We start from the raw sequence: 19,196 nt of genomic DNA on the forward strand, positions 1-19,196 counted from the left end.
CATGACGGATCTGATCGCAAAGCTCGCCGAGCACGGCATTCGCCCCATGCGGGGTCAGTCCTTCCGCGAGGGAACGGACAGCTACACCCTGTGCCCGAACTGCTCACCGCACCGCAAGCCGGGGAACCGCAACAAGCCGGTGCTTTCGGTCAAGCTGGACCTGGACGGTGGTGCCGTGTGGCATTGCAACCACTGCGACTGGTCGGGGAACGTTCCAGCTATGCGCAGCGGCCGGGATGGGGCCCCCGTCTACGAGCACCGGCCCAAGCCCGCGCCGCGCCCGGCCCGTCAAGCTCCGCCGCCCGAACAGCGGCAGCGGCCGGCCAGCATGATGGAGTTCTTCGAAAAGCGCGGCATCGCGGCAGATGTCGTAGAGGAAATGGGCGTGTACCTCACCCGCATGAAGTTCCCGCAGGACTTCCACTTGGGAGGCGATCCCATCGACTGGTCGAAGGTCCCTGACACTCCCTGCATCGCCTTCCCGTACACATTCGAGGGAACCATCACGAACCACAAGTACCGCGATGCGGGAAAGCGGTTCTGCCAGGACCCAAAGACCCTACGCACCCTCTACAACATCGACCAGGCGGCGCAGGACGTCCTGATATGGGTCGAGGGCGAGATGGACGTGCTCGCCTGCCTCACGGCCGGCTACCGCTCGGTGGTCAGCCTTCCGGACGGCGCGCCGGGTAAGGTCCGCGACGAGGACGACCCGCGCCGTGAGACGGACAAGCGCTACGAGGCCATCGCCAACTGCGCGGATCACATCTCCAGCGTGGCAAAGCACATCATCGCCACGGACGGTGACGGGCCCGGCGACGCCCTGGCGGAGGAACTGGCACGGCGGCTCGGTAAGGAGAAGTGCTGGCGGGTGCGCTGGCCGGCCGGGTCGAAGGACTCCAACGAGGTGCTCATGTCGGCCGGCGCCGACGAGCTGCGCCGGGTGATCGAGGCGGCGGTGCCGTACCCGCTTGAGGATCTGTACGACCTCGAACCGGGCGCGTTGCTGCGGCTGCGGCGCAGCCCGAAGGCGGCGGTCTACAGCACCGGATGGGTGAACGTGGACGAGTTCCTGAAGGTGCCGAGCGACGGCCGGCTGTTCGTCGTCACCGGTATCCCGAACATGGGTAAGTCGGAATGGGTGGACGCGCTGATCGTAAACACCTGCCTCGAACTCGGCTGGCACGCGGCCATCTGCTCGCCGGAGAACAACCCGGTCGAACTGCACGCAGCGAAGATCGCCGAGAAGTGGGCCGGCCTGCCGTTCGCGGATCACGGCCAGATGATCCCGCCAATGAGCGACACCCTTCTCCAGCGGGCGGAAGACTGGATCGCCCAGCACGTCACGTTCATTCGCTCGGATGTGCCCGGCCGACCGATGACCGTCGACTGGATCCTTGACCGTGCGAGCAAGTCGGTCCTTCGCCGTGGCAGCCGGTGGCTCGTCGTGGATCCGTGGAACCGTCTGGAGCGCAATCGGGGCGACGGCCAGACGGAAACGGAGTTCGTGGCAGAGAGCTTGAGCAAGATGGCGGCTTGGGGCTCCGCGCACTCCTGCAACGTCATTCTCGTGGCGCACCCGAAACAACTTCAACGCGACCCAAGAGAGAACAAAATTCGCGTTCCCGGTGGATATGACATCTCTGGCTCTGCAAACTTCTACAACATTCCAGATTTCGGAATAACGATCCATCGTCCAGACATGGAAAGCACAAATGTTGAGGTCCATGTATGGAAGGTAAGGTTCAAAAGTCACGGGAAAAAAGGGATGTCTGTGCTATCATGGGACAAGAATAGCGGGCGCTACGCCCCCGAAGCCGCGTGAGGAGTGCTTGCAATGACCATGATTGGGGGTTCGCTCTGATGGGCGCAAACGACCTTCATACTTCGGCTTCTGGCGGCGCTCAGAACGTGCGCGCCGCCGTTCCGATGACTCGCCAGCAGCATGGAGGAACGCGCGGCCTGCCGGATCGGCTCGTGCTGCGCACCGACATCCCCGGTGTCTACTCGGGTCACACGACCATCGAAGGTCGGGAGCACCCGCGGCACTATCGCGTGACGGTCGCCAGCGACGGACTGCACCTGGAGGACGCAACCGAGCACATCGCGTTGGAGTTGCTGGAGCGGTCTAAGGTGGCCGTCCAGCGCGAGAGGGGCGCGCAACGAGCTCAGGTCGCGCAGTCCGCGGGAAAGGCTCCGGAGCGGCATCGCGCCGACCGCGGCGAAGTGGTGCGGGAGTTCACCGAGCGGGCCGGCCTCTTCCGCACGCGCGCCATGACGCCGGTCGGCACGCTCGCCAACCGTGGCGTCATATCGCCGCTGCAATTCGAGGTGGGGCGCAAGCTGCGCCTCGACGTCGAAGCCATGGCCGGCGCCCGTGAGCCGGTGGAAGCGCCGGGGCTGCTGGTCGACAGCCCCGACGGCCGGTGCTGGGAGGACTTCGCCATCGAGGCGGGGCACCGGTTCCACTTGGTGCGGGAGGCGTGCTGCGCGCTGGAACCGTTCGATGGGCTTAAGCCCTGGCCGGTTCTCGAAGCCATCGCGATCAACGAGCAGACGCTTCTCGACGTGGCCGGCGGAGCGACGCACAAGGCCGCGCAGACCCGCGTCAAGGTGGCCCTCCGCCGCGCTATGGATGCCGCCGCCCCGTTCTACGGGATCCCGGTCGAAAGCGTGACGTCGCAGGTATTCGTCCACGGGGCACAGGCCCCGATAGAACTGGTCCAGGAGGTGGACGAGACCTGGCGCGCGATGACGCTGAACGCCCGACCGTGGGTCGCCATCGGAAAGGAGCCGGGCGACATCTCCAAGCAGGCCAAGGACGCGCTGCTCGATCTGGTCAAGCGCAAACTCGGCCCCCAACGCCACCCGCTCGCCGAGGTTTACCGGGTGCTGGCGGAGGACCGCAAGGAGGCGATCGACTCCGCGCTGGCGGCCAAGGCGCGGGGTGCCGAGCAGGCGTCCAAGGCCGCACAGGACCTGGAGGACGAAAAACGTCGGGTCCTGCGCTCCCGCGGTAAACAAATGAGTTGATTGTGGAATATGAGTTCGCTTAGATGAGGGTGATCGCACTTCGTGCGTCCGGAGAGCCCCGCCAGCGTTATTCCCGCTGGCGGGGTTTTTCGTTGGTGGCGCGCCGCCTACCTGGACCGGTAGAGACGGGGGCTACCGGGGCGTGAGGGCGCCTTTTCGCCGCAGTGGTGGACCACGCATCTCCGGACCAACCGGTTGCTCCGTTGATCCCGTCATCGCCTCGAAGCGACCGGATCACAACAGCGCATGAAACCGGCTCAGGTCAAGATTAACGTCGATTAACGTGGTGATACATCGCCGTGCATGGTTGCACGATGATCCGCCGCGCGACGTTGGACTGCGAAGGCCAACCGTGACCCAGGAGATCGAGATTGTTTACCGCCCGCTTGCCGGCCTGAAGCCCCGCGAGCGGAACCCGAAGGCGCACGGCCAGGACCAGCTTGAACGGCTGGTCTCCAGCCTTACTGAGTTCGGGTGGACGCGCCCGCTGCTGATCGACGCCGCAGGCGTCCTCGTGGCGGGCCACGGAACGTGGGAAGCCGCAAAGCTCGCGCACGAGCGGGGCCTGCGGATCCCCAACCATGCCGACCCGGGCGTCGCCCCGTGCCGCGTTCTGGCCCACCTGACGCCCGAGCAGGTCCGCGCCTACGTCATCGCGGACAACCGGCTGTCCGAACTCGGACGATGGGACGACGACCTGCTGGCCGCCGAGCTTGTGGACCTACAGGGCCTCGGTTTGGACATCGGCACGATCGGGTTCAATGCCGCCGATCTGGAGGCGCTCTGCGGCGATGATGCCGCCGACGACCGCAAGGGCGGCGCGACCGGCAAGACGCTCGCAGAGCGGTTCGGCGTTCCGCCGTTCACCGTGCTCGATGCACGGCAGGGCTACTGGCGCGCCCGCAAGGCCGCCTGGGTCGCCATGGGCGTGCACGCCGAGGAGGGCCGGGAGCACCTGCCGGACACCAACGTCGCAACCGACTGGATGCGGCGCGGGTCGGCTACCGGAGGCAGCGCGTTTGACCCGGTGTTGGCTGAGCTGGTGTTCCGGTGGTTCACGCCGACGCCGACCGCCACGGTGCTGGACCCGTTCGCGGGCGAGGCAACGAAGGGGGTCGTCTGCGCGGCGCTGGGCTACGACTACACGGGCGTGGAACTGCGGGCCGAGCAGGTGCTGGCGAACGAGACGCAGTGGGGCCGGGTGCGCGACAAGCTCCCGCCGGAACGGCTCGCGCAGGTTCAACGTGACCCGCTGTGGCTTCATGGCGACAGCGCGCGGATTGGGGAAGTCCTGCCGGGCGGCAGGCTCTACGACCTCGTGTTCACCAGCCCGCCCTACTACGACCTGGAAATCTACTCGAAGCAGGACAAGGACGGCTCGGCATTCGAGACCTACGATCTGTTCATCGAGTGGTACCGGGACATCTTCCGGCAGGCCTGCGAGCGGCTGAAACCCAACCGCTTCGCCGTCGTCAAGATCGGCGACGTCCGGGACGAGCGGGGCGCCTACCGGAACTTCTTGGGCGACAACATCGCCTGTTTCCGGGACCTGGGGCTGCATTTCTACAACGAGGCAGCGCTGGTGACCCCGGTTGGTTCCCTGGCCCTGCGCGCTGGCAAGCAATTCCTGGCGAGCCGAAAGCTCGGGCGGGGGCACCAGAACGTGCTGGTCTTCTTCAAGGGCGACCCGCGGAAGATCAAGACGGAGTTCCCGCAGGAAATCGAGGTCGGCGATGCCGACGTTGACGATCCCGCAGCGTAAGCGCCTCCGGGCGCTGGTCATCGCCCAGCACGTCCGCGAGACGGGCCTGCCGGGCGTCGTGTGCTTCTCCTGCGGCAACGCGAGCCGGGCCCTGAAGGAGGTGGGGCTCTACACCGTGGAGATCGCCCCCGGCGGTGACCTGTCGGCAGGGAAGTGGTGGACGGCGTCGGAGATCGCCAAGGCTTGGCCGCACCTGCTGGACGCCACGAGCGGCCACCTGCCGGTGCCGGTGATGGCCGCGGTGGCAACGGCGCTACGGGACGACATGGGCGAGCTGCCGGCCGACACCTACGACGTTCCGACCGGGAGTGGCGAGACGCTCGTGTGCCTCGCCATGGCCTACCCGGACAGCCGGTTCCGGCCCGTCTACGGCGTCGGCAAGGGGACGGCGTTCGAACCCTTCGCCCCGCTCAACGGGCTGGTGCTGGCGCTGGCCGGCGGGCGTGTAGACCTACACGGTGGTGTGGACCTACAGGGGAGCGGGCAGACCTACACCGTGGAGGCGTAGACCTACAGGGTGCCCGCCTCCGTGGACCTACACCGTGTCCATGGACCTACAGAGGGATGGTGTAGACCTACACCGCCCCTCCGTGGACCTACACCGGGTCGGCGGCGGGGCGGCTCCTCCTTCGAGGCGCCGGCGGCCGGGGAGCGCCTGGTCGTCGCGGCGCACGCGCTCCGCCGGGGCCGACGCTCCGCCGGGCGCGGCGCTCCGGCGAAGCCGGGCAGGGGTGCGGCGTAGCGGTCGCGCCGATCGTGCGGCGGAGCAGGGCCGGGCAACCGGGACGCCGCACGCCCTCCGGTTCCATGCACTGGACCGGACGGGTTTCGCCATGGCGCGGCGCTGGTGCTGGCGTTGGCGCTGTTGTGGTGCTGAACCGCCGTAACCCTACCGCCCCACGGCGAGGCGCACCTGCGGCGCGACGCCATGGGGTAGGGCAGGGACGAAGAAAGCCGCGGACCCGGAGGCCCGCGGCTTGCGGTAGGGGGACGGCAGGAGGGAGTCGATCAGGGAGCGGCGTGCTGGCCCATGGCGAGCCCCCAACGGGCGCGGAACCGGACGGCGCAGTACTCGGCGCGGCGGAGCTGGAACAGCTTCACGCCCAGCGTGCGGCCGACGGCGGTGTGCTTGGCATAGGCAAGGCTCTCGCGGGTGCACGCCACGGCGTACCAGCGCGGCAAGCCCAGCGCCTCCAGCTTGCGAAGGAACAGGCGGCACGCCGCGACGCGGGTGCTGCGGTCGGACAGGTTCATGGCTTGGCTCCCCGGATCAGTTGAAGCGGACCCGGAGGCCCGCGTCGGAGGCGCTGGAGGCAATGGAAACCACCTCCGCCGACTCTGCCGTGTAGGTGTCGCCGCTGAACCCGTGCTTGCTCTTGGCGAGGCCTTCGACGTGCGCGCGGCCCTCCGTGGTGTGGAGCCGGACCATGGTGTAGCCCTGCCCGAGCGCGTAGACGTGGAGGTCGCAGGAGGGCGGGACGGGCTTGGCGGAGAACGGAGCCGGGAACTCCCGTGGGCATGCCTTGCGGTGTGTCTTGCGGGACAGTGTGCCGTTGGGCTTGCGGGTGTAGACCACCAGCGAGTCATCGGCGTTCCAGATCCCCGCGACGCCGTGCTGGAGCGCGTGCCGCTTCGCCGCGCCTTCGGCCGTGGTGACGCGGGAAAGTCTCTGCGCCGCTGAAGACCAGCGACGCCGCTCGCGGTAGGCTTCGCCGTCCAAGGGGAAATAGAACGTGCTCATGGTATCGTCCTCGTGCTGGAGGAAGGGGAAAAGCAAAGGGGGCGGGAGTTACCCCGCCCCCCTTCGGTGCTGGTGTGGTGGTGTGCCTTACTCGGCCGCAACCGGCATCGGCGCCGCGCCGCTGTTCGCCTCGTTGGCGTTCGCGGGAGCGATGCCCTCGGGCAGCTTGCCGTAATACCGGCCCTCGCCGCCCTTCTTCCGGTACTCCAGGTCCAGGCCGAAGGTCTCGTCCAGTTCGTTCAAGGTGCCGCTGCACTTCTTCCAGCCGACCGCCGTCTCCAGTTCCTTCATGGTGGCACCCTCGGCGCGGCACACGAGGTCGATCAGGATCCGCTTCTTCGTTCCGGGGGCAGGGAAGGCGGGAGCGTTGCCCGTGCGCGGCGTGGCGCCAATGGCCTCGTACTTCTCGCCCTCCGCGAGGGGGCGGAAGGTCCAGCCGCCGTCCACCTGCTCGACCTTGATCCGGTTCTTCGCGAACCCGTCGCAACGAGCCCACGCCACGGCGTGATCCACGGTGGGGAACTTCAGGTCGGCGGGTGCGGTGCTCACGGCGTTCGCCTTCGGCTGCTCGCCCTGCGGCGGGTTGGTGGTGTCGCCGTCCTGCGGCTTGCTCTCCTGCCCGTCGCCCTGCGGCGCGGCACCCTGCGGCGTGGTGGAGGTGCCTTCGGTGCGCGTCACGCCATCGCCCTCGCCGTTGCCCTGCTCGGGCTCGATGCGGGCGTAGGTCCAACCGCCCTCGCCCTTGCTCACGGTGAACTCGCCGTCCTGAAAGCCCGCCGCCTTAGCGGCGGAGGTGGCGGCACCCTTGGAGGTGAAGGAGCGGGCGGCGGTATCGGTCATGTTGAACAGGCTCATAGAGAAGCTCCTACGGAGTGTGGTTGCTTTTGCGTGTGTTGGCGGCTCATTCGCTCGCCGTGGTTGAACCGTAGCGGAGGCTTTGGCGGGTAGCGAGAGAGAAAATTCCAACAAATGAACTTTCTTCCATTTGTTGGTAGTTCCGTCGCCAAAGAGCGACACTCGCCCCGCCCGAGCTGGTAGCGGCAACCGCGGCCAGCACGGCACCCGCACCCACACCCACGGGAACCGCCGACAGGCCGCGACAGAAGCCCGGACAGCGGCTTGCAGCCGCGCGCCGCGGGGGAAGGCTAGGCCCATGGCAAAACGCACGACAGGCCGCGACAACGGCCGACTGAAACCGCCCGCCGCGACGCCGAACGGCACGCCCACGGAAGCGGGGGAAGGCGCGGCGCTGGCGTGCCCTGCCGTGGTGGCGAGCAACCCGCGAGCTGCGGCGATCTGGAGGGACACGGTTGCAGGCCTACCGCCTGGTCGGGGCGGGGCGGTCTTCAGCCGCATGCTCGGGGAGTACTGCCTCGCGGTTGCCCGTTCTGATGAAGCGGCGGAGCTGCTGCGCTCGGACAACCCCGAGAAGACCAAGCTGATCGTCGCATCAGGCGCGAAGGGGGGAGGAGCCAAGCGCTCGCCCTTGCTGGACATCGTGCGCGAACAATCGGAGCTGGCGCGCAAGATCGCGGCGGACCTTGGGCTGATGGGAGGCCCCACCAACAGCGACGCGAATGGGGCTCAGCGGCCGATTGGGCAGCCCTACAATGGCTCAGCGCTTGGACGGAGGGGGGTAGCGCCTCGCAACGACCGTGGCGATAGCGGCGCGGCTGGCGGGCTCGCTGGGACCAGTCCGGGGGCCCCTGAGGGGGCAGAGCCCCGCAGTCGCGGCGGACGGCCGTTGCTTCTGCCCAGCCAGGGGGGGCAAAACCCGGTTTACACTTCCCCCGCGGGGGAAACGTTCGAAACGCAGGCCGATTTCGCCCGCCGACACGGCGTTTCCCGCCCCGCGGTTGGGAAGTGGAAGGAGCGCGGCTTCCTTGTCCTGCAAGGGGATAAGGTCGATGTCCGCGCGTCCGACGCGAACCTGAAGGCAAACGGCCTTGGCCGGTTCAAGGACGCCGACGAGGCGTTAACCGGGGCGGAAACCGGTGACGCCGGTTTACAGCCGGCCGGCGGGGGCGAGGTTTACACCGACGGCGCCGACCCCATCGACTTCGACACCGCCGCCGCCTTCCTCCAGAACCTGATGGAAGGCAAGTTCGCCACCGCCATGGTGGCCGGGCAGGTCAAGGAGAACGCGCTGGCCGGCGTCCGGGTCCTGGAGTTCCTGAAGGCCGCCGGCTCCCTGATCGAGTTGGAAGCCGTCGAGAAGGTCTTCTTCGAGCAGGCCCGCGCGATCAGGAACGAATGGATGCAGTGGCCGGCAGATATCGGCCCCAGGCTGGCCGCCGAGCTGGGCCTTTCCGCCGAAACGGTGACCGAGGCCCTGACACGCCATGTCCATCAAAAGCTCGCAGACATGGGCGAACCGGACCCCGAGTTCGCCGCAGAACCAGAATAAGGAAGCCCGGCTCGGGCTGTCCTGGCGGCGCGGCCTCATGCCGCCGCCGCGCATTTCGGTTCCGGAGTGGAGTGATCGCTTCCGTCGCCACCCGGCCCACGATGGTGGCGGGAAATGGAAAACGGGAAAGCAGGAGGTTGCCCGCGGCCCGATGCTTGCGGTCACTGAACCCGGAGTGAAAATCATCGACTGCATGGTCGCGACGCAGCTCCTGAAATCGTCGCTCCTGCTGTCGGTGTTCGGTTACTTCGCGCATCTGGACCCTGGACCGATGATGTTGGTCCAGCCGAAGGACGAGGCAGCCGACGCCTTCTCGAAAGAGCGCATCACGCCGATGATTTCGGCCACGCCGGTGCTCCGGAAGCTGGTCGGAACCCGCAAGACACGGGCATCGGAAGAGACGATCGGGTTCAAGGCGTTCCCCGGTGGGTTTCTCGCCATCGTCGGCGCCGGCAGCCCGACCAACCTCGCGTCGCGGCCGATCCGGGTGGTGCTGTACGACGAGGTCGACAAGTACGAGCCGACCAAGGAAGGCCCGGCAATCCAACTTGGCGATGAGCGCTTGGCGAAATACGAGACGAACAGTCTGTCGATTCGCGTGTGCTCGCCCAGCATTGAAGACAGCAGCACCATTGCGGCGGAGTATGCCAAGGGGGATCAGCGGCGGGCCTCGGTCGCCTGTCCCCACTGCGGACACCGGCAATTTCTCGATTTTTTTCAGCACGTTCACTGGGAGAAGATCGAGAACGAGCGCGGCGAGGTGGTCGAACACAAGCATGGCACGGCCCGCATCTACTGCGAGGACTGCGGCGTCGGGTGGAGCGAAGGCGACCGCCTGACGGCGCTGGACAGCATTCGCTGGCACCAGTCTCGCCCGTTCAACTGCTGCGGCCACGGGCATTCGCCGCTGGACGACTACGACCGCGCGTGGCGCCGCCGTAAGTCGGACGACGAGGCGCCCGATCCGGTCGCGCTGGTGTGGGACTGGTGGGAGGGGCCTCGGCACGCGGTCTACCGGGCGCGTTGCCCGCTCTGCGGCGGCTGGCCGGTGCCGAACGTCCAGGTCGGGTTTCAGGCCTCGAAGCTCTACAGCTCGTGGGGCCGGGACAAGCCGCCGGCCATCGCCAAGAAATGGCTCGATGCTCAGGGCAGCGACGAGATGCTCCAGGTCTTCTGGAACACGCAGCTCGCCATGCCCTACCGCCCCCGGATCGGGCGGGACATCAAGCCGGACGCGCTGCTGGAGCGCCGCGAGGTGTGGCCGGCGGACGTGCCGGATGGTGTGGTCGTCATCACGGCGGGCGTGGACACGCAGGATGACCGGCTTGAGGTCGAAATCGTCGGGTGGGGCCGCGGTGAGGAGTCGTGGTCCCTGGGCTATTTCGTGCTGGAGGGAGACCCAGCTTTCCAGGAGGTGTGGGACCGCCTGGACGAGTTGCTGTTAACGCCGCTTTACCGGGCGGACGGGCGCCCGTTCACCGTGGCGGCGGCCTGCGTCGACTCCGGCGGCCACCGGACCCAGCATGTTTACAACTTCTGCCGGCCGCGCCGCACTCGCCGGGTGTGGGCGATCAAGGGCGACAGCAACGAGGGCGTGATCCGGTCGCCGGTGTGGCCGACCAGCAAGCCGACCCGCAAGCGCTCCGCCGACTACAAGCCGGTGATCGTCGGCACGAACGCGGCCAAGGACTCCATATCGGCCCGGCTGTCGCTGATGGCGCCGGGGCCGGGCTACATGCATTTCCCGGCCGAGCGGGACAAGGGCTACTTCGTCCAGCTCACCGGCGAGCGTCTCGTCCCTCGGCGCCGCAATGGCCGGACCTTCCGGGTGTGGGAACCCAAGCGCGGCGTTGCCCACGAAGCGCTCGATTGCCGCGTCTACGCCTACGCCGCCTTGTGGGGCCTGATGATGGAGCACGGTTTGGATCTGCAGCGTGAGGCCCGGAAGGTCGGCGCCGCTGAGGAAACCCGCGTGGTGCGGGCGGACACGCCCGAGGGCCAGCGGATCGCCGCGCAGAAGCAGGCGGAGGAAACCAAGCCGCCTCCACCGCCTCCACCGCCCAAGGAAAAGCCGAAGGGGCGGAAGGTGGCTCGCTCGCAATGGCTGAATTCGAGGATGGGCCGATGACCTGGACAGCAGCAGACCTTGCCGCCGTTGAGGACGCGATCCGCGAGCTTGCCGCCGGCGAGCGCGTGGTGACCGTGCGCTACGCGGATGGAACCGAGAACACCTATGGGCAGGCCAACCTGTCCGACCTGCGCAAGCTCCGCCAGGAGATGCAGGGCGAAGTCGCTACCGCCGGGCGCACCTACCGCGCCATCCGGATCACGCCGCGCTCGGGGTACTGACCATGAAAACCGCAAACGTCCGCGTCCGGCTCAAGGGGACGGAAACCTACCTGCCGACCGTGCCGGCCCGCCCCGGTTCCGCGGGCAAGATGCAGGCCTCCGGCGACGGCGCCACTCCCCAAGATGCGCCTCAACCGCACCAAGGGGCCTCGGTGACCAGGCGCATGGCGGGCTGGCGGCCGACCGGCGCCGGCCCGATCAGCGTCGTCCAGGGGGACCAGCCGGAACTCGTGCGTCGTTCGCGCGACTTGGCAAGGAACAACCCTCAGGCTCGCCGCGCCCTGTCGCTGTATGGGACGCACATTGTCGGCACCGGCATGAAGCCGCGTTGGTTGACCGGCAACGCCTACCTGCGTGACGCGCTCCACGAGAAATGGGAGGAATGGGCGCCGTATGCCGATGCGGACGGCGTGCTGTGCGCCTACGGCATGCAGGCCCTGGCGGTCAACGAGATGGCCGAGGGTGGTGAAAGCTGGGGGCGCTTCCGCATGCGCCGCCGGTCTGACGGCCTGCCCGTGCCGCTCCAGGTGCAGCTCATTCCGGTTGAGCAGGTTCCGTTGAACTACAGCCTGCCGAATGGGAACAACACGGTTGTCCAGGCCATCGAGCGGAACGCCATCGGGCAACGGGTGGCGGTGTGGATGTACCGGGCGCACCCCGGCGATCCTGTGCCGATGCGGGTCATGGACGGTTCCACCCTGGTCCGCGTGCCGTTCGGCGATGCGCTCCAGCTCTACAACGTCGCCCGCATCGGCCAGCTGCGCGGCCTGCCCTGGCTGGCGCCGTGCATGACGGTCCTACAGCAGGTGGGGATCTGGCAGGACGCGAGCGTCATGCGGAAGCAGATCCTTACGATGATGGTTGGGTTCGTCCGCAAGGTCGCCAATGGTGGCGTCAGCGCCGAGGAGTTGGCGCAGAAGTGGGGCGAAATCCAGGAGGAGATCGGCGACATGCCCGGCGTGTCGCTGGAACCCGGCACGCTCCAGTACCTCGACCTGGGCGAAGAGGTGCAGTTCACCAACTGGCAGGAGACCGCCGGAGCGGATGAAATCTTCCTGCGCAGCTCGTTCCAGGCGGTCGCCGCCGCCGCCGATCAGGTCTACGAGGAGCTGACCGGCGACTGGAAGAACACCAACGACCGGACCTACCGGGCCAACTTCGCCACCTTCAAGCGGCGGGCCCGCCAGTGGCAGTTCCATCTGCTCGCGCACCAGTTCGTCCGCCCGATCGTGCGGCGCTGGGTGGACGTCGCCGTGGGCAGCGGCGCCGTGAAGGTGCCCAAGTCGGTGCCCGACGCCGACCTTTACCGCGTCACCTACGTGCCCGAGCGCTGGGAGTACCTGAACCCGAAGCAGGACGTGGAGGCCGTCACGATGGAGATCGACAACGGCCTCACGGCGCGCTCGGTGGAAGTCGCGGCGCGCGGCGACGACGCGGAGGTGGTCGACGCGCTGCGCGCGGCCGATCAGCAGCGGGAACAGCGACTGAAGATCGCGCGGCAGCCCGCCACCAAGAAGCCCACCGAACCCGACCCAGCCGAGCAGGATCACCAGCCATGAGCCTTCGCCTTCCCGTCCGCTATCTGTCGTCGCTGCTCAACGCGCCGCAGATGATCGAGCCGGCCGCCGGTGCGGCGGTGTTGTCGGTTCTCGCTCCGAACGCCCGCCTGGACGGCTGGGACGGCGACGCCGACAACGACGCCCGCGAGTTCCGCGAGTATCAGGTGGTCAACGGGGTGGCGGTGATCCCGGTGATCGGCGAACTGGTGCATCGGGGCGCCAGTCTCCGCCCGCTGTCCGGGATGTGCTCCTATCAGGCCATCGACGATGCCGTGGTGTCGGCGCTGAACGACGGCGGAATTCGGGAACTGGTCTTCGAGTACGACACGCCCGGCGGGCAGGCGGACGGCTGCCTCGACCTGTCGGAGCGGCTGCGCGGCTACCGCGGCGTCAAGCCGATGACGGCGGTCATCAACGTGCGGGCCACCTCCGCCGGCATCGCCCTGGCGTCCTCCTGTGACAAGGTGTTCATCACCAAGAGCGGGTTCGCCGGCTCCATCGGAGTCGTGGCCTACCACACCGACATATCGAGGCTGCTGGACGAGAAGGGGGTGAAGATCACCTACCTCTATGCCGGCGCGCGCAAGATCGACGGAGCGCCCGAACTGCCGCTGTCCGACGAGGCGTTCGCCGAGTTCCAGAAGCGCATCGACCTGCAATACGACCGCTTTTGCGAGGTCGTGGCGGCCAACCGGGCGCACGCCGGGCTGACCGTGGACGCCGTTCGGGCGACCGAGGCGCGCATCTACCTGGGCGGGGAGGCGATCGACGCCGGCCTCGCTGACGGCTTTTCAACACTGGAGGATGTGATTTCCATGGCGGAAACGAGGACTTCCGTCCCCGGCGCGCGCCTGAGCGGCGCCAGCGGGGGCACCGAAACGAGCATGCAGGCCGGCGACGACAAGCCGTTCACGCCGTGCAAGGACTGCACGGACGATGCCGGCTGCAAGGGCAAGGGCGAATGCGCCAAGGCCAAGGCCGACGCTGAAGGCTCCAAGGCGGCCGACCCGGTCGCCATCGCCACGATGTGCCATCAGGCCGGCTACCCCGAACTGATCGCCGGCCTGATCGGCAAGGGATCGGTGACGGTGGGCATGGTCACCGCCGACATCGACCGCGCCAAGGCCATCGCCGACGCGGCGCAGAAGCTGGGCGCCTCCAACGATCTGGCCCGCAAGCTGATCGGCGAGGGCGTGTCGGAGACCACGGCGCGGGCGCTGCTGACCGACGCCATGGCGTCGCGGGACGTCCACATCGACACCACCCGTCCCACCGGCGGCGCCACCGCGGCCGCCACCGCCGGCCCGGACTACCGGACCATCTACGGCCGCATGAACGGCATCAATCAGAAGGGGTAATCGGCCATGCCGGATATCATCATCGAGGGCGCCCGTCCCGGCGAGTTCCTCGTCTCGGAGGCGAACGGCTACCGCAGCCGTGAGCAGGTCATGCTCGCCAGTGGCGGTGTCTACGGGCCCGGCACCGTGCTCGGCCAGATCACGCACGGCACCGCGACCGCGGCGCCCAAGGCGGGCAACGCCGGCAACGGCACGGTGGGCAGCATCACCGTCGGTTCCGGCGTTCAGCCGGGCGTCTACGTCGTCACGTTCCTGGAGCCGGCCACCAACGCGGGCGCCTTCCAGGTTGAGGATCCGGACGGCGAGAACATCGGCACCGGCGCGGTCGGCGCCGCCTTCTCCGGTGGCGGCCTGGGCTTCACGATCGCGGACGGCTCGAACGACTTCGGGGCTGGTGACCAGTTCAAGATCACCGTGGCGGCCGGCTCGCTCCACTACAAGCCCTGGAACCCGGCCAACACGGACGGTTCGGAAACCGCCATCGCCGTGCTGTACCGGGAGGTGGACGCCACCGCCGGCGCCAAGCGCGGCCTGATCATCGCCCGCGACGCCGAGGTGAACGCCAACTACCTCGCCTGGTTCACGGGCGCCACCGCCAACCAGATCGCCATGGGTGTCGCGCAGCTCGCCGAGCGCCGCGGGGCCAACGGCGGCATCATCGTTCGATAAGGAGCAGCCCCATGGGCATCAGCATTCCGCAGATCAGCATGCAGAACCTGTTCATCGGCCGGGCGTTCGACGTCATGACGCTGACGACCGCGGTGAACAACGTTCCCTATACGCCGCAGTTCCTGGGCTCGCTGGGCGACGACCTGTTCCTGTCGGAAGGGGTCCGGACGACGGACATCGCCATCCAGGAAACCAACGGCAACCTGGAGGTCATCAAGACCAGCGAGCGCGGCGCGCCGGCCGAGCAGTCCACCAACCCCAAGCGCAACCTGCGCAAGGCGTCCACCGTCCGCATCGCCAAGCAGGCCCACGTCAACGCCGACGAGGTGCAGAACGCCTTGGGCGACGCCGCCCTGACTGGCACGCCGCAGCTCCAGACGTTGGAAGCCCTCATCAACGAGCGTGCGGAAGGCGCGTTCGGCCTGCGGGCGCAGGTCGAGCTGACGCACGAGTATCACCGCCTCGGCGGCATCAAGGGCGTGGTGCTCGATAAGGACGGTGCGGAGTTGTACGACTGGTACAACTTCTTCGGCATTTCGCCGCTGGCCGATCACACCACCAACTTCGGCGCGCTGACGACCGACGGCGGTACGTTCGAGCAGGAATGCATGCAGCTTGTCCGCGAGATGACCACGGAACTCGAAGGGCTGCCCATCGTCAGCATGCAGCCGGTCGTGCTGTGCGGCGACAACTACTACGACCGCGTCTACACCAACAAGGAGGTCAAGGCGGCCCGCAAGAACCGCGACGCCGGGCGCGGCGGTGACGTGTTCGAGAAGAGCAAGGCGTTTTCCTCCTTCTCGTTCGGCGGCATCACCTTCGCGAACTACCGCGGCACCAAGGACGGCAAGGTCGGCATCGGCAAGGATGAGGGCCGCATGTTCCCGTTGGGGGTCAAGGGCCTGTTCCAGATGCTGTTCGGTCCGCCCGACCTGCTCGGCATGGCGAACTTCAAGGGCCTGCCGATCTACATGTACATGCCTCCGGAGGAGCAGACCATCCGCCGGGCGACGGTGGAGGCGCAGTCCGATCCGCTGACCCTGTGCGTGCGCCCGCGCGCCCTGCGGCGCCTGAAGCACGAGGCCACGCCGGCCGATCCCGAGTAAGGCCAGCAACACCTGACGACGCGACGCGGGCGGCCATAGGGCCGCCCGTCGCGTTTCTGGAGGCGCCCATGCTGTTCGACCGCCACATGGCCGCGACCTTCCGCAAGCTCGGTCGCTCCGCCATCTACACGCCGCCAGCCGGAGCGGTGGTCCCTTGCCAAGTCATGCCGGCAACCAAGCCGCTCCAGTTCGGCGAGTTGGAACTGCCGGTCGGCGTCGGTGGATTCGACCTGCTTCGGAAGGAGGTGACGCCCGCCGTTGGCGGCGTGCTCAACGTGGGAGGCGTCACCTACCCGGTGGACGTGCCGGTGGTGCCGTTTCCGCCCGACCAGGACCCGGACGGCCTGCGCTGGCGGCTGCTGTGCGGCTGGGGGCTCCCGGCCGTCTACCAGATCACCGCGGGCGGCAGCCGCCCCCGCGGTTCGGAGTGGGTCGTGGCCGCGGACGCCCCGGCGGGGGCGGATGCGGTGACGATTTCCGGCACGCTGGCCTCGGGGCAGCTTCGCCCCGGCGACGCCTTCACCGTGCCGGGCCACCCCGCCGCTTACGTGGCCGCTGGCGCCGTTGCGGCGGTTGGCGGGCGTTTCCCTTCGGTGCCGGTTTCCCCGGCCCTGTCGGCGCCCGTCGCGGCCGGGACGCCCGTGCTGTTCGCCTTCGCTGCCGACTGCCCGGTGCGGGCCTACCCGCTGGCCGCCGCCGGCACGCTGGCGGGCTCCATCGTCACCAGCGCGACGACCTTCCTCATCATCGCCGGCTCACTCCCAGCGGAGCCCACGCCCGGCAACAGCCTTGCCGTGGGCGGTCGGGTGCGTGAGGTGGTGGGGGTGTTCGCACACAACCTGGGGACCACGCCGCTCGCCTGGGAGGTGCAGGTGAAATGATCGACGTTCCCGCTGTTCACGCCGCCCTGCTCGGCCCGCTGGAGGGAGGGCCGATCCCGCCGGAGCGCATCGCGCGCAAGGGCAAACAGTTCACCCCGCCGGACGGCGACGTCCCGCACGCCCGCATCGCGATTGCCTGGGAGTTCAACGGCAAAACCGGGGCGGCGCTGTGGGAAGGCGTCGGGATGCTGCAGGTCCTCGTCTGTGCCCCGCTGGGCATTGACGAGGACGCGCTGCATGTGGAGGCCGCAAAGGTCGCCGCCCTGTACCGGCCGCACCTCGACGCCACGCCGCTCGCGTACGGCGTGCGCGTCGTCCAGCTGGCGACCGACGCCGCGACCGAGTTGGACGACCGCGGCGCCACCGCCACCGGCGATCCGGCGCGGTGGTTGGCGGTGCCGGTCCACGTCGATTTCCGCGTGGAGCGCATCGACACCGCCGCCTGATCCATCAGTTCCGCAACCGCCGCCCGGCACCCGCCCGGCGGCATTTTTTGTGCCTAAGGAGGGCACGTTCATGGCGCAGATTTCCGCGCAGAAACTGGTCGAAACCGGGGCAGCCCCGGTCATGACGAACGCCTCGACGGGCGGCGACAGCTTCACGAACACGGGCTCCGAGGCCCTGCTGCTCAAGAACAGCAGCGGCTCGGCGGTGACCGTGACGCTGAAGTCCCGCAACACCGCCCCCGTGATCGACGGCTACGGCACGGTGTCGAAGCCGGATACCGCGATCACGGTCCCGGCCAACGGCATCGCCATCGCCGGCCCCTTCCCGCAGCGGGCCTACAACGACCCGGCCACGAGCCGCCTGTCCCTCACCTACACCTCGTCCGGCGCCACGTCGGTCGCGGTCATCGCCCTGAAGTAAGGAGCGCCTTCCATGACGATCAACACGAGCATCGACGCGGCCGCCGGCCGCATGTTCACCATGAAGGTCTCGGACGGCAACGCGCCCCCGACCTTCCTCACCATCGGCGGCGGCAAGTCGCTGCGCCTGTCGATCAACGGCGCGCCGGTCGAAATCTCCAACAGCGCGTCGGGCGGCTGGAAGGAGTACCTGCCCGGCGCCGGCCTGAAGGAGATGACCGCCTCCCTCCAGGGCATCTTCGACAGCAAGACGGTCGGTGCCCGCAAGGTGTGGGACGCGGCCTTCGCCGTGGGCGTCGGCGGCTACATCGAGGCGCAGATCATCTCCGGGCACGGCGACTACTTCGTCGGCGTGTTCGTCGTCGAGTCCTACGAGCGCTCCGGCGACGACGGCCAGGCCGAGCAGTTCAGCTGCACCCTGAAGTCCCACGGCCAGCCGTCCTACGTCGCGGCGCCGTAACCGCCACCTCCTGACCCGGACCAGGACCAGCGTCGGCCCAGCCGACCACCCGCGCGAGGTGCGGGCGGCGGAGCGTCCGGGATGCGCTCCGCCGCCCTTCGCGATCATCCCCATTCCTGATCCCGAGGAATCATCATGACCATGCCCATTTCGGCCGCGGGCCTGTACAGCTTCGACCCGATCGCCGACGCGCTAAAGAGCAACGGCGAGTTGCTGGTCGCCGCCGAGCAGTCGCTGAACGAGGCCGAGGCCAAGGCCACCGCCGCCAAGGATGCCGCCACCGAAGCGGCCAAGGCGTGCGACGCCAACCCCGACGACGACGCTGCCCACGACGCGTCCCGGAAGGCCGCCGCCAAGGCCGGCGACCTCTCGGCCGATGCCGAGACCAAGCGCACGATGGTGGAGACCCTGCGCACCATCCTGGGCAACATGGAGAAGGACGCCGAGAAGCGCACCCTGCGGCCCAACTACCTGCTGCGTCCGCCGACCCTCCGCCTGACCGGCAAGTTCGACCAGCTCGCCTGCGAACTGCCGATCAACCCCAGCGACCGCGCCATGTTCCGCGTCATGAAGGAGGCGGTGGAGACGTCGGGGGGCGATTACGGCATCACCGACCAGGATCCGGATTTCCAGGCGCTGGTGAAGGCGTTCCGCGAGAGCGGCGGCCCCAGCGTGCCGAAGGAGGTCGCTGGCCTGTTCGAGGACCTGTACACCCGGGTCTGCGACCATCCGGCGGTGCGGCGGATGCAGGCCCAGCGCAAGCGCTACTACCAGGAAAGCCGCGAGCTGAAGCTGAAGCTCCACGTCGCCGGCGTCCAGGGTCTGCCCGGCGGTGAGGCCTTCGCCGTCGTTGACAGCATGGCGACGCCCGACAGCATCGACCTGATCCCGCTGGACCAGATCGACAGCATCCTCGCCAAGATCGAGGAGCTGGGCACGCTGCGGGGCCGCGAGGGAAACTCCTGAGGCTCGTCGTAGCTGTCGCGACGGAGCCGGACCTCTACC

The 19,196-nt window shown here is 68.3% G+C and carries 19 protein-coding genes; 16 read left to right on the forward strand and 3 right to left on the reverse strand.

Going from position 1 to position 19,196, the window contains the following annotated elements:
• Position 1: 1 nt before the first annotated feature.
• From J2851_RS03800 to J2851_RS03815, 4 genes are all read left to right on the forward strand, one after another.
• On the forward strand, positions 2-1,825 hold the full coding sequence (locus J2851_RS03800) for a bifunctional DNA primase/helicase (RefSeq protein ID WP_209764243.1): 1,824 nt from the start codon (positions 2-4) through the stop codon (positions 1,823-1,825).
• Between the two features lie 38 nt (positions 1,826-1,863).
• The gene (locus J2851_RS03805; protein WP_209764246.1) at positions 1,864-3,033 is read left to right on the forward strand and encodes a hypothetical protein; all 1,170 of its coding nucleotides are present in this window, start codon (positions 1,864-1,866) and stop codon (positions 3,031-3,033) included.
• A 352-nt stretch (positions 3,034-3,385) separates the two neighbouring features.
• The gene (locus J2851_RS03810; protein WP_209764253.1) at positions 3,386-4,795 is read left to right on the forward strand and encodes a site-specific DNA-methyltransferase; all 1,410 of its coding nucleotides are present in this window, start codon (positions 3,386-3,388) and stop codon (positions 4,793-4,795) included.
• Complete coding sequence (locus J2851_RS03815) at positions 4,767-5,303, forward strand: hypothetical protein (RefSeq protein WP_209764254.1); 537 nt, start codon at positions 4,767-4,769, stop codon at positions 5,301-5,303. Before J2851_RS03810 ends, J2851_RS03815 begins: the two co-directional genes overlap by 29 nt.
• 500 nt (positions 5,304-5,803) lie before the next feature.
• On the opposite strand, the gene J2851_RS03820 is transcribed toward J2851_RS03815, so the two are convergent.
• The 3 genes from J2851_RS03820 to J2851_RS03830 form a co-directional block, all read right to left on the reverse strand.
• The gene (locus J2851_RS03820) at positions 5,804-6,049 is read right to left on the reverse strand and encodes a hypothetical protein (protein ID WP_209764255.1); all 246 of its coding nucleotides are present in this window, start codon (positions 6,047-6,049) and stop codon (positions 5,804-5,806) included.
• A 16-nt stretch (positions 6,050-6,065) separates the two neighbouring features.
• A complete protein-coding gene (locus J2851_RS03825; protein WP_209764256.1) occupies positions 6,066-6,536 on the reverse strand; it encodes a hypothetical protein in 471 nt (156 codons plus the stop codon).
• 87 nt (positions 6,537-6,623) lie between these two features.
• The gene (locus tag J2851_RS03830) at positions 6,624-7,391 is read right to left on the reverse strand and encodes a DUF3489 domain-containing protein (protein ID WP_246500394.1); all 768 of its coding nucleotides are present in this window, start codon (positions 7,389-7,391) and stop codon (positions 6,624-6,626) included.
• A gap of 298 nt (positions 7,392-7,689) precedes the next feature.
• Between J2851_RS03830 and J2851_RS03835 the strand changes: the two genes are divergently transcribed.
• The 12 genes from J2851_RS03835 (at position 7,690) to J2851_RS03890 (ending at position 19,157) form a co-directional block, all read left to right on the forward strand.
• Positions 7,690-8,943 carry a hypothetical protein gene (locus J2851_RS03835; RefSeq protein ID WP_209764262.1) on the forward strand — a complete coding sequence of 418 codons (1,254 nt, stop codon included), beginning with the start codon at positions 7,690-7,692 and terminating at the stop codon, positions 8,941-8,943.
• Complete coding sequence (locus J2851_RS03840; protein ID WP_246500395.1) at positions 8,879-11,071, forward strand: phage terminase large subunit family protein; 2,193 nt, start codon at positions 8,879-8,881, stop codon at positions 11,069-11,071. The genes J2851_RS03835 and J2851_RS03840 overlap by 65 nt, the downstream gene beginning before the upstream one ends.
• Positions 11,068-11,292: a gpW family head-tail joining protein gene (gene gpW, locus J2851_RS03845; RefSeq protein ID WP_209764265.1), complete on the forward strand. Its 225-nt coding sequence runs from the start codon at positions 11,068-11,070 to the stop codon at positions 11,290-11,292. The genes J2851_RS03840 and gpW overlap by 4 nt, the downstream gene beginning before the upstream one ends.
• A 2-nt stretch (positions 11,293-11,294) precedes the next feature.
• Positions 11,295-12,851 (forward strand): phage portal protein, encoded by a 1,557-nt coding sequence (locus tag J2851_RS03850; RefSeq protein ID WP_209764267.1) that lies wholly within the window; start codon positions 11,295-11,297, stop codon positions 12,849-12,851.
• Complete coding sequence (locus tag J2851_RS03855; RefSeq protein ID WP_209764270.1) at positions 12,848-14,209, forward strand: S49 family peptidase; 1,362 nt, start codon at positions 12,848-12,850, stop codon at positions 14,207-14,209. Before J2851_RS03850 ends, J2851_RS03855 begins: the two co-directional genes overlap by 4 nt.
• A gap of 6 nt (positions 14,210-14,215) precedes the next feature.
• On the forward strand, positions 14,216-14,878 hold the full coding sequence (locus J2851_RS03860; protein ID WP_209764271.1) for a head decoration protein: 663 nt from the start codon (positions 14,216-14,218) through the stop codon (positions 14,876-14,878).
• A gap of 11 nt (positions 14,879-14,889) precedes the next feature.
• A complete protein-coding gene (locus tag J2851_RS03865; RefSeq protein WP_209764272.1) occupies positions 14,890-15,984 on the forward strand; it encodes a major capsid protein in 1,095 nt (364 codons plus the stop codon).
• Positions 15,985-16,052: 68 nt separating this feature from the next.
• Positions 16,053-16,865 (forward strand): hypothetical protein, encoded by an 813-nt coding sequence (locus J2851_RS03870; RefSeq protein WP_209764273.1) that lies wholly within the window; start codon positions 16,053-16,055, stop codon positions 16,863-16,865.
• Positions 16,862-17,311, forward strand: a complete 450-nt coding sequence (locus J2851_RS03875; RefSeq protein WP_209764274.1) for a hypothetical protein — start codon at positions 16,862-16,864, stop codon at positions 17,309-17,311. The genes J2851_RS03870 and J2851_RS03875 overlap by 4 nt, the downstream gene beginning before the upstream one ends.
• A 70-nt stretch (positions 17,312-17,381) precedes the next feature.
• Positions 17,382-17,732: a hypothetical protein gene (locus J2851_RS03880; RefSeq protein WP_209764275.1), complete on the forward strand. Its 351-nt coding sequence runs from the start codon at positions 17,382-17,384 to the stop codon at positions 17,730-17,732.
• A gap of 12 nt (positions 17,733-17,744) precedes the next feature.
• Positions 17,745-18,191 (forward strand): phage tail tube protein, encoded by a 447-nt coding sequence (locus J2851_RS03885; protein WP_209764276.1) that lies wholly within the window; start codon positions 17,745-17,747, stop codon positions 18,189-18,191.
• Between the two features lie 135 nt (positions 18,192-18,326).
• The gene (locus J2851_RS03890) at positions 18,327-19,157 is read left to right on the forward strand and encodes a hypothetical protein (RefSeq protein ID WP_209764277.1); all 831 of its coding nucleotides are present in this window, start codon (positions 18,327-18,329) and stop codon (positions 19,155-19,157) included.
• Positions 19,158-19,196: the final 39 nt, after the last annotated feature.

It is taken from the genome of Azospirillum rugosum (assembly GCF_017876155.1).
GTDB classification, from domain to species: Bacteria; Pseudomonadota; Alphaproteobacteria; order Azospirillales; family Azospirillaceae; genus Azospirillum; species Azospirillum rugosum.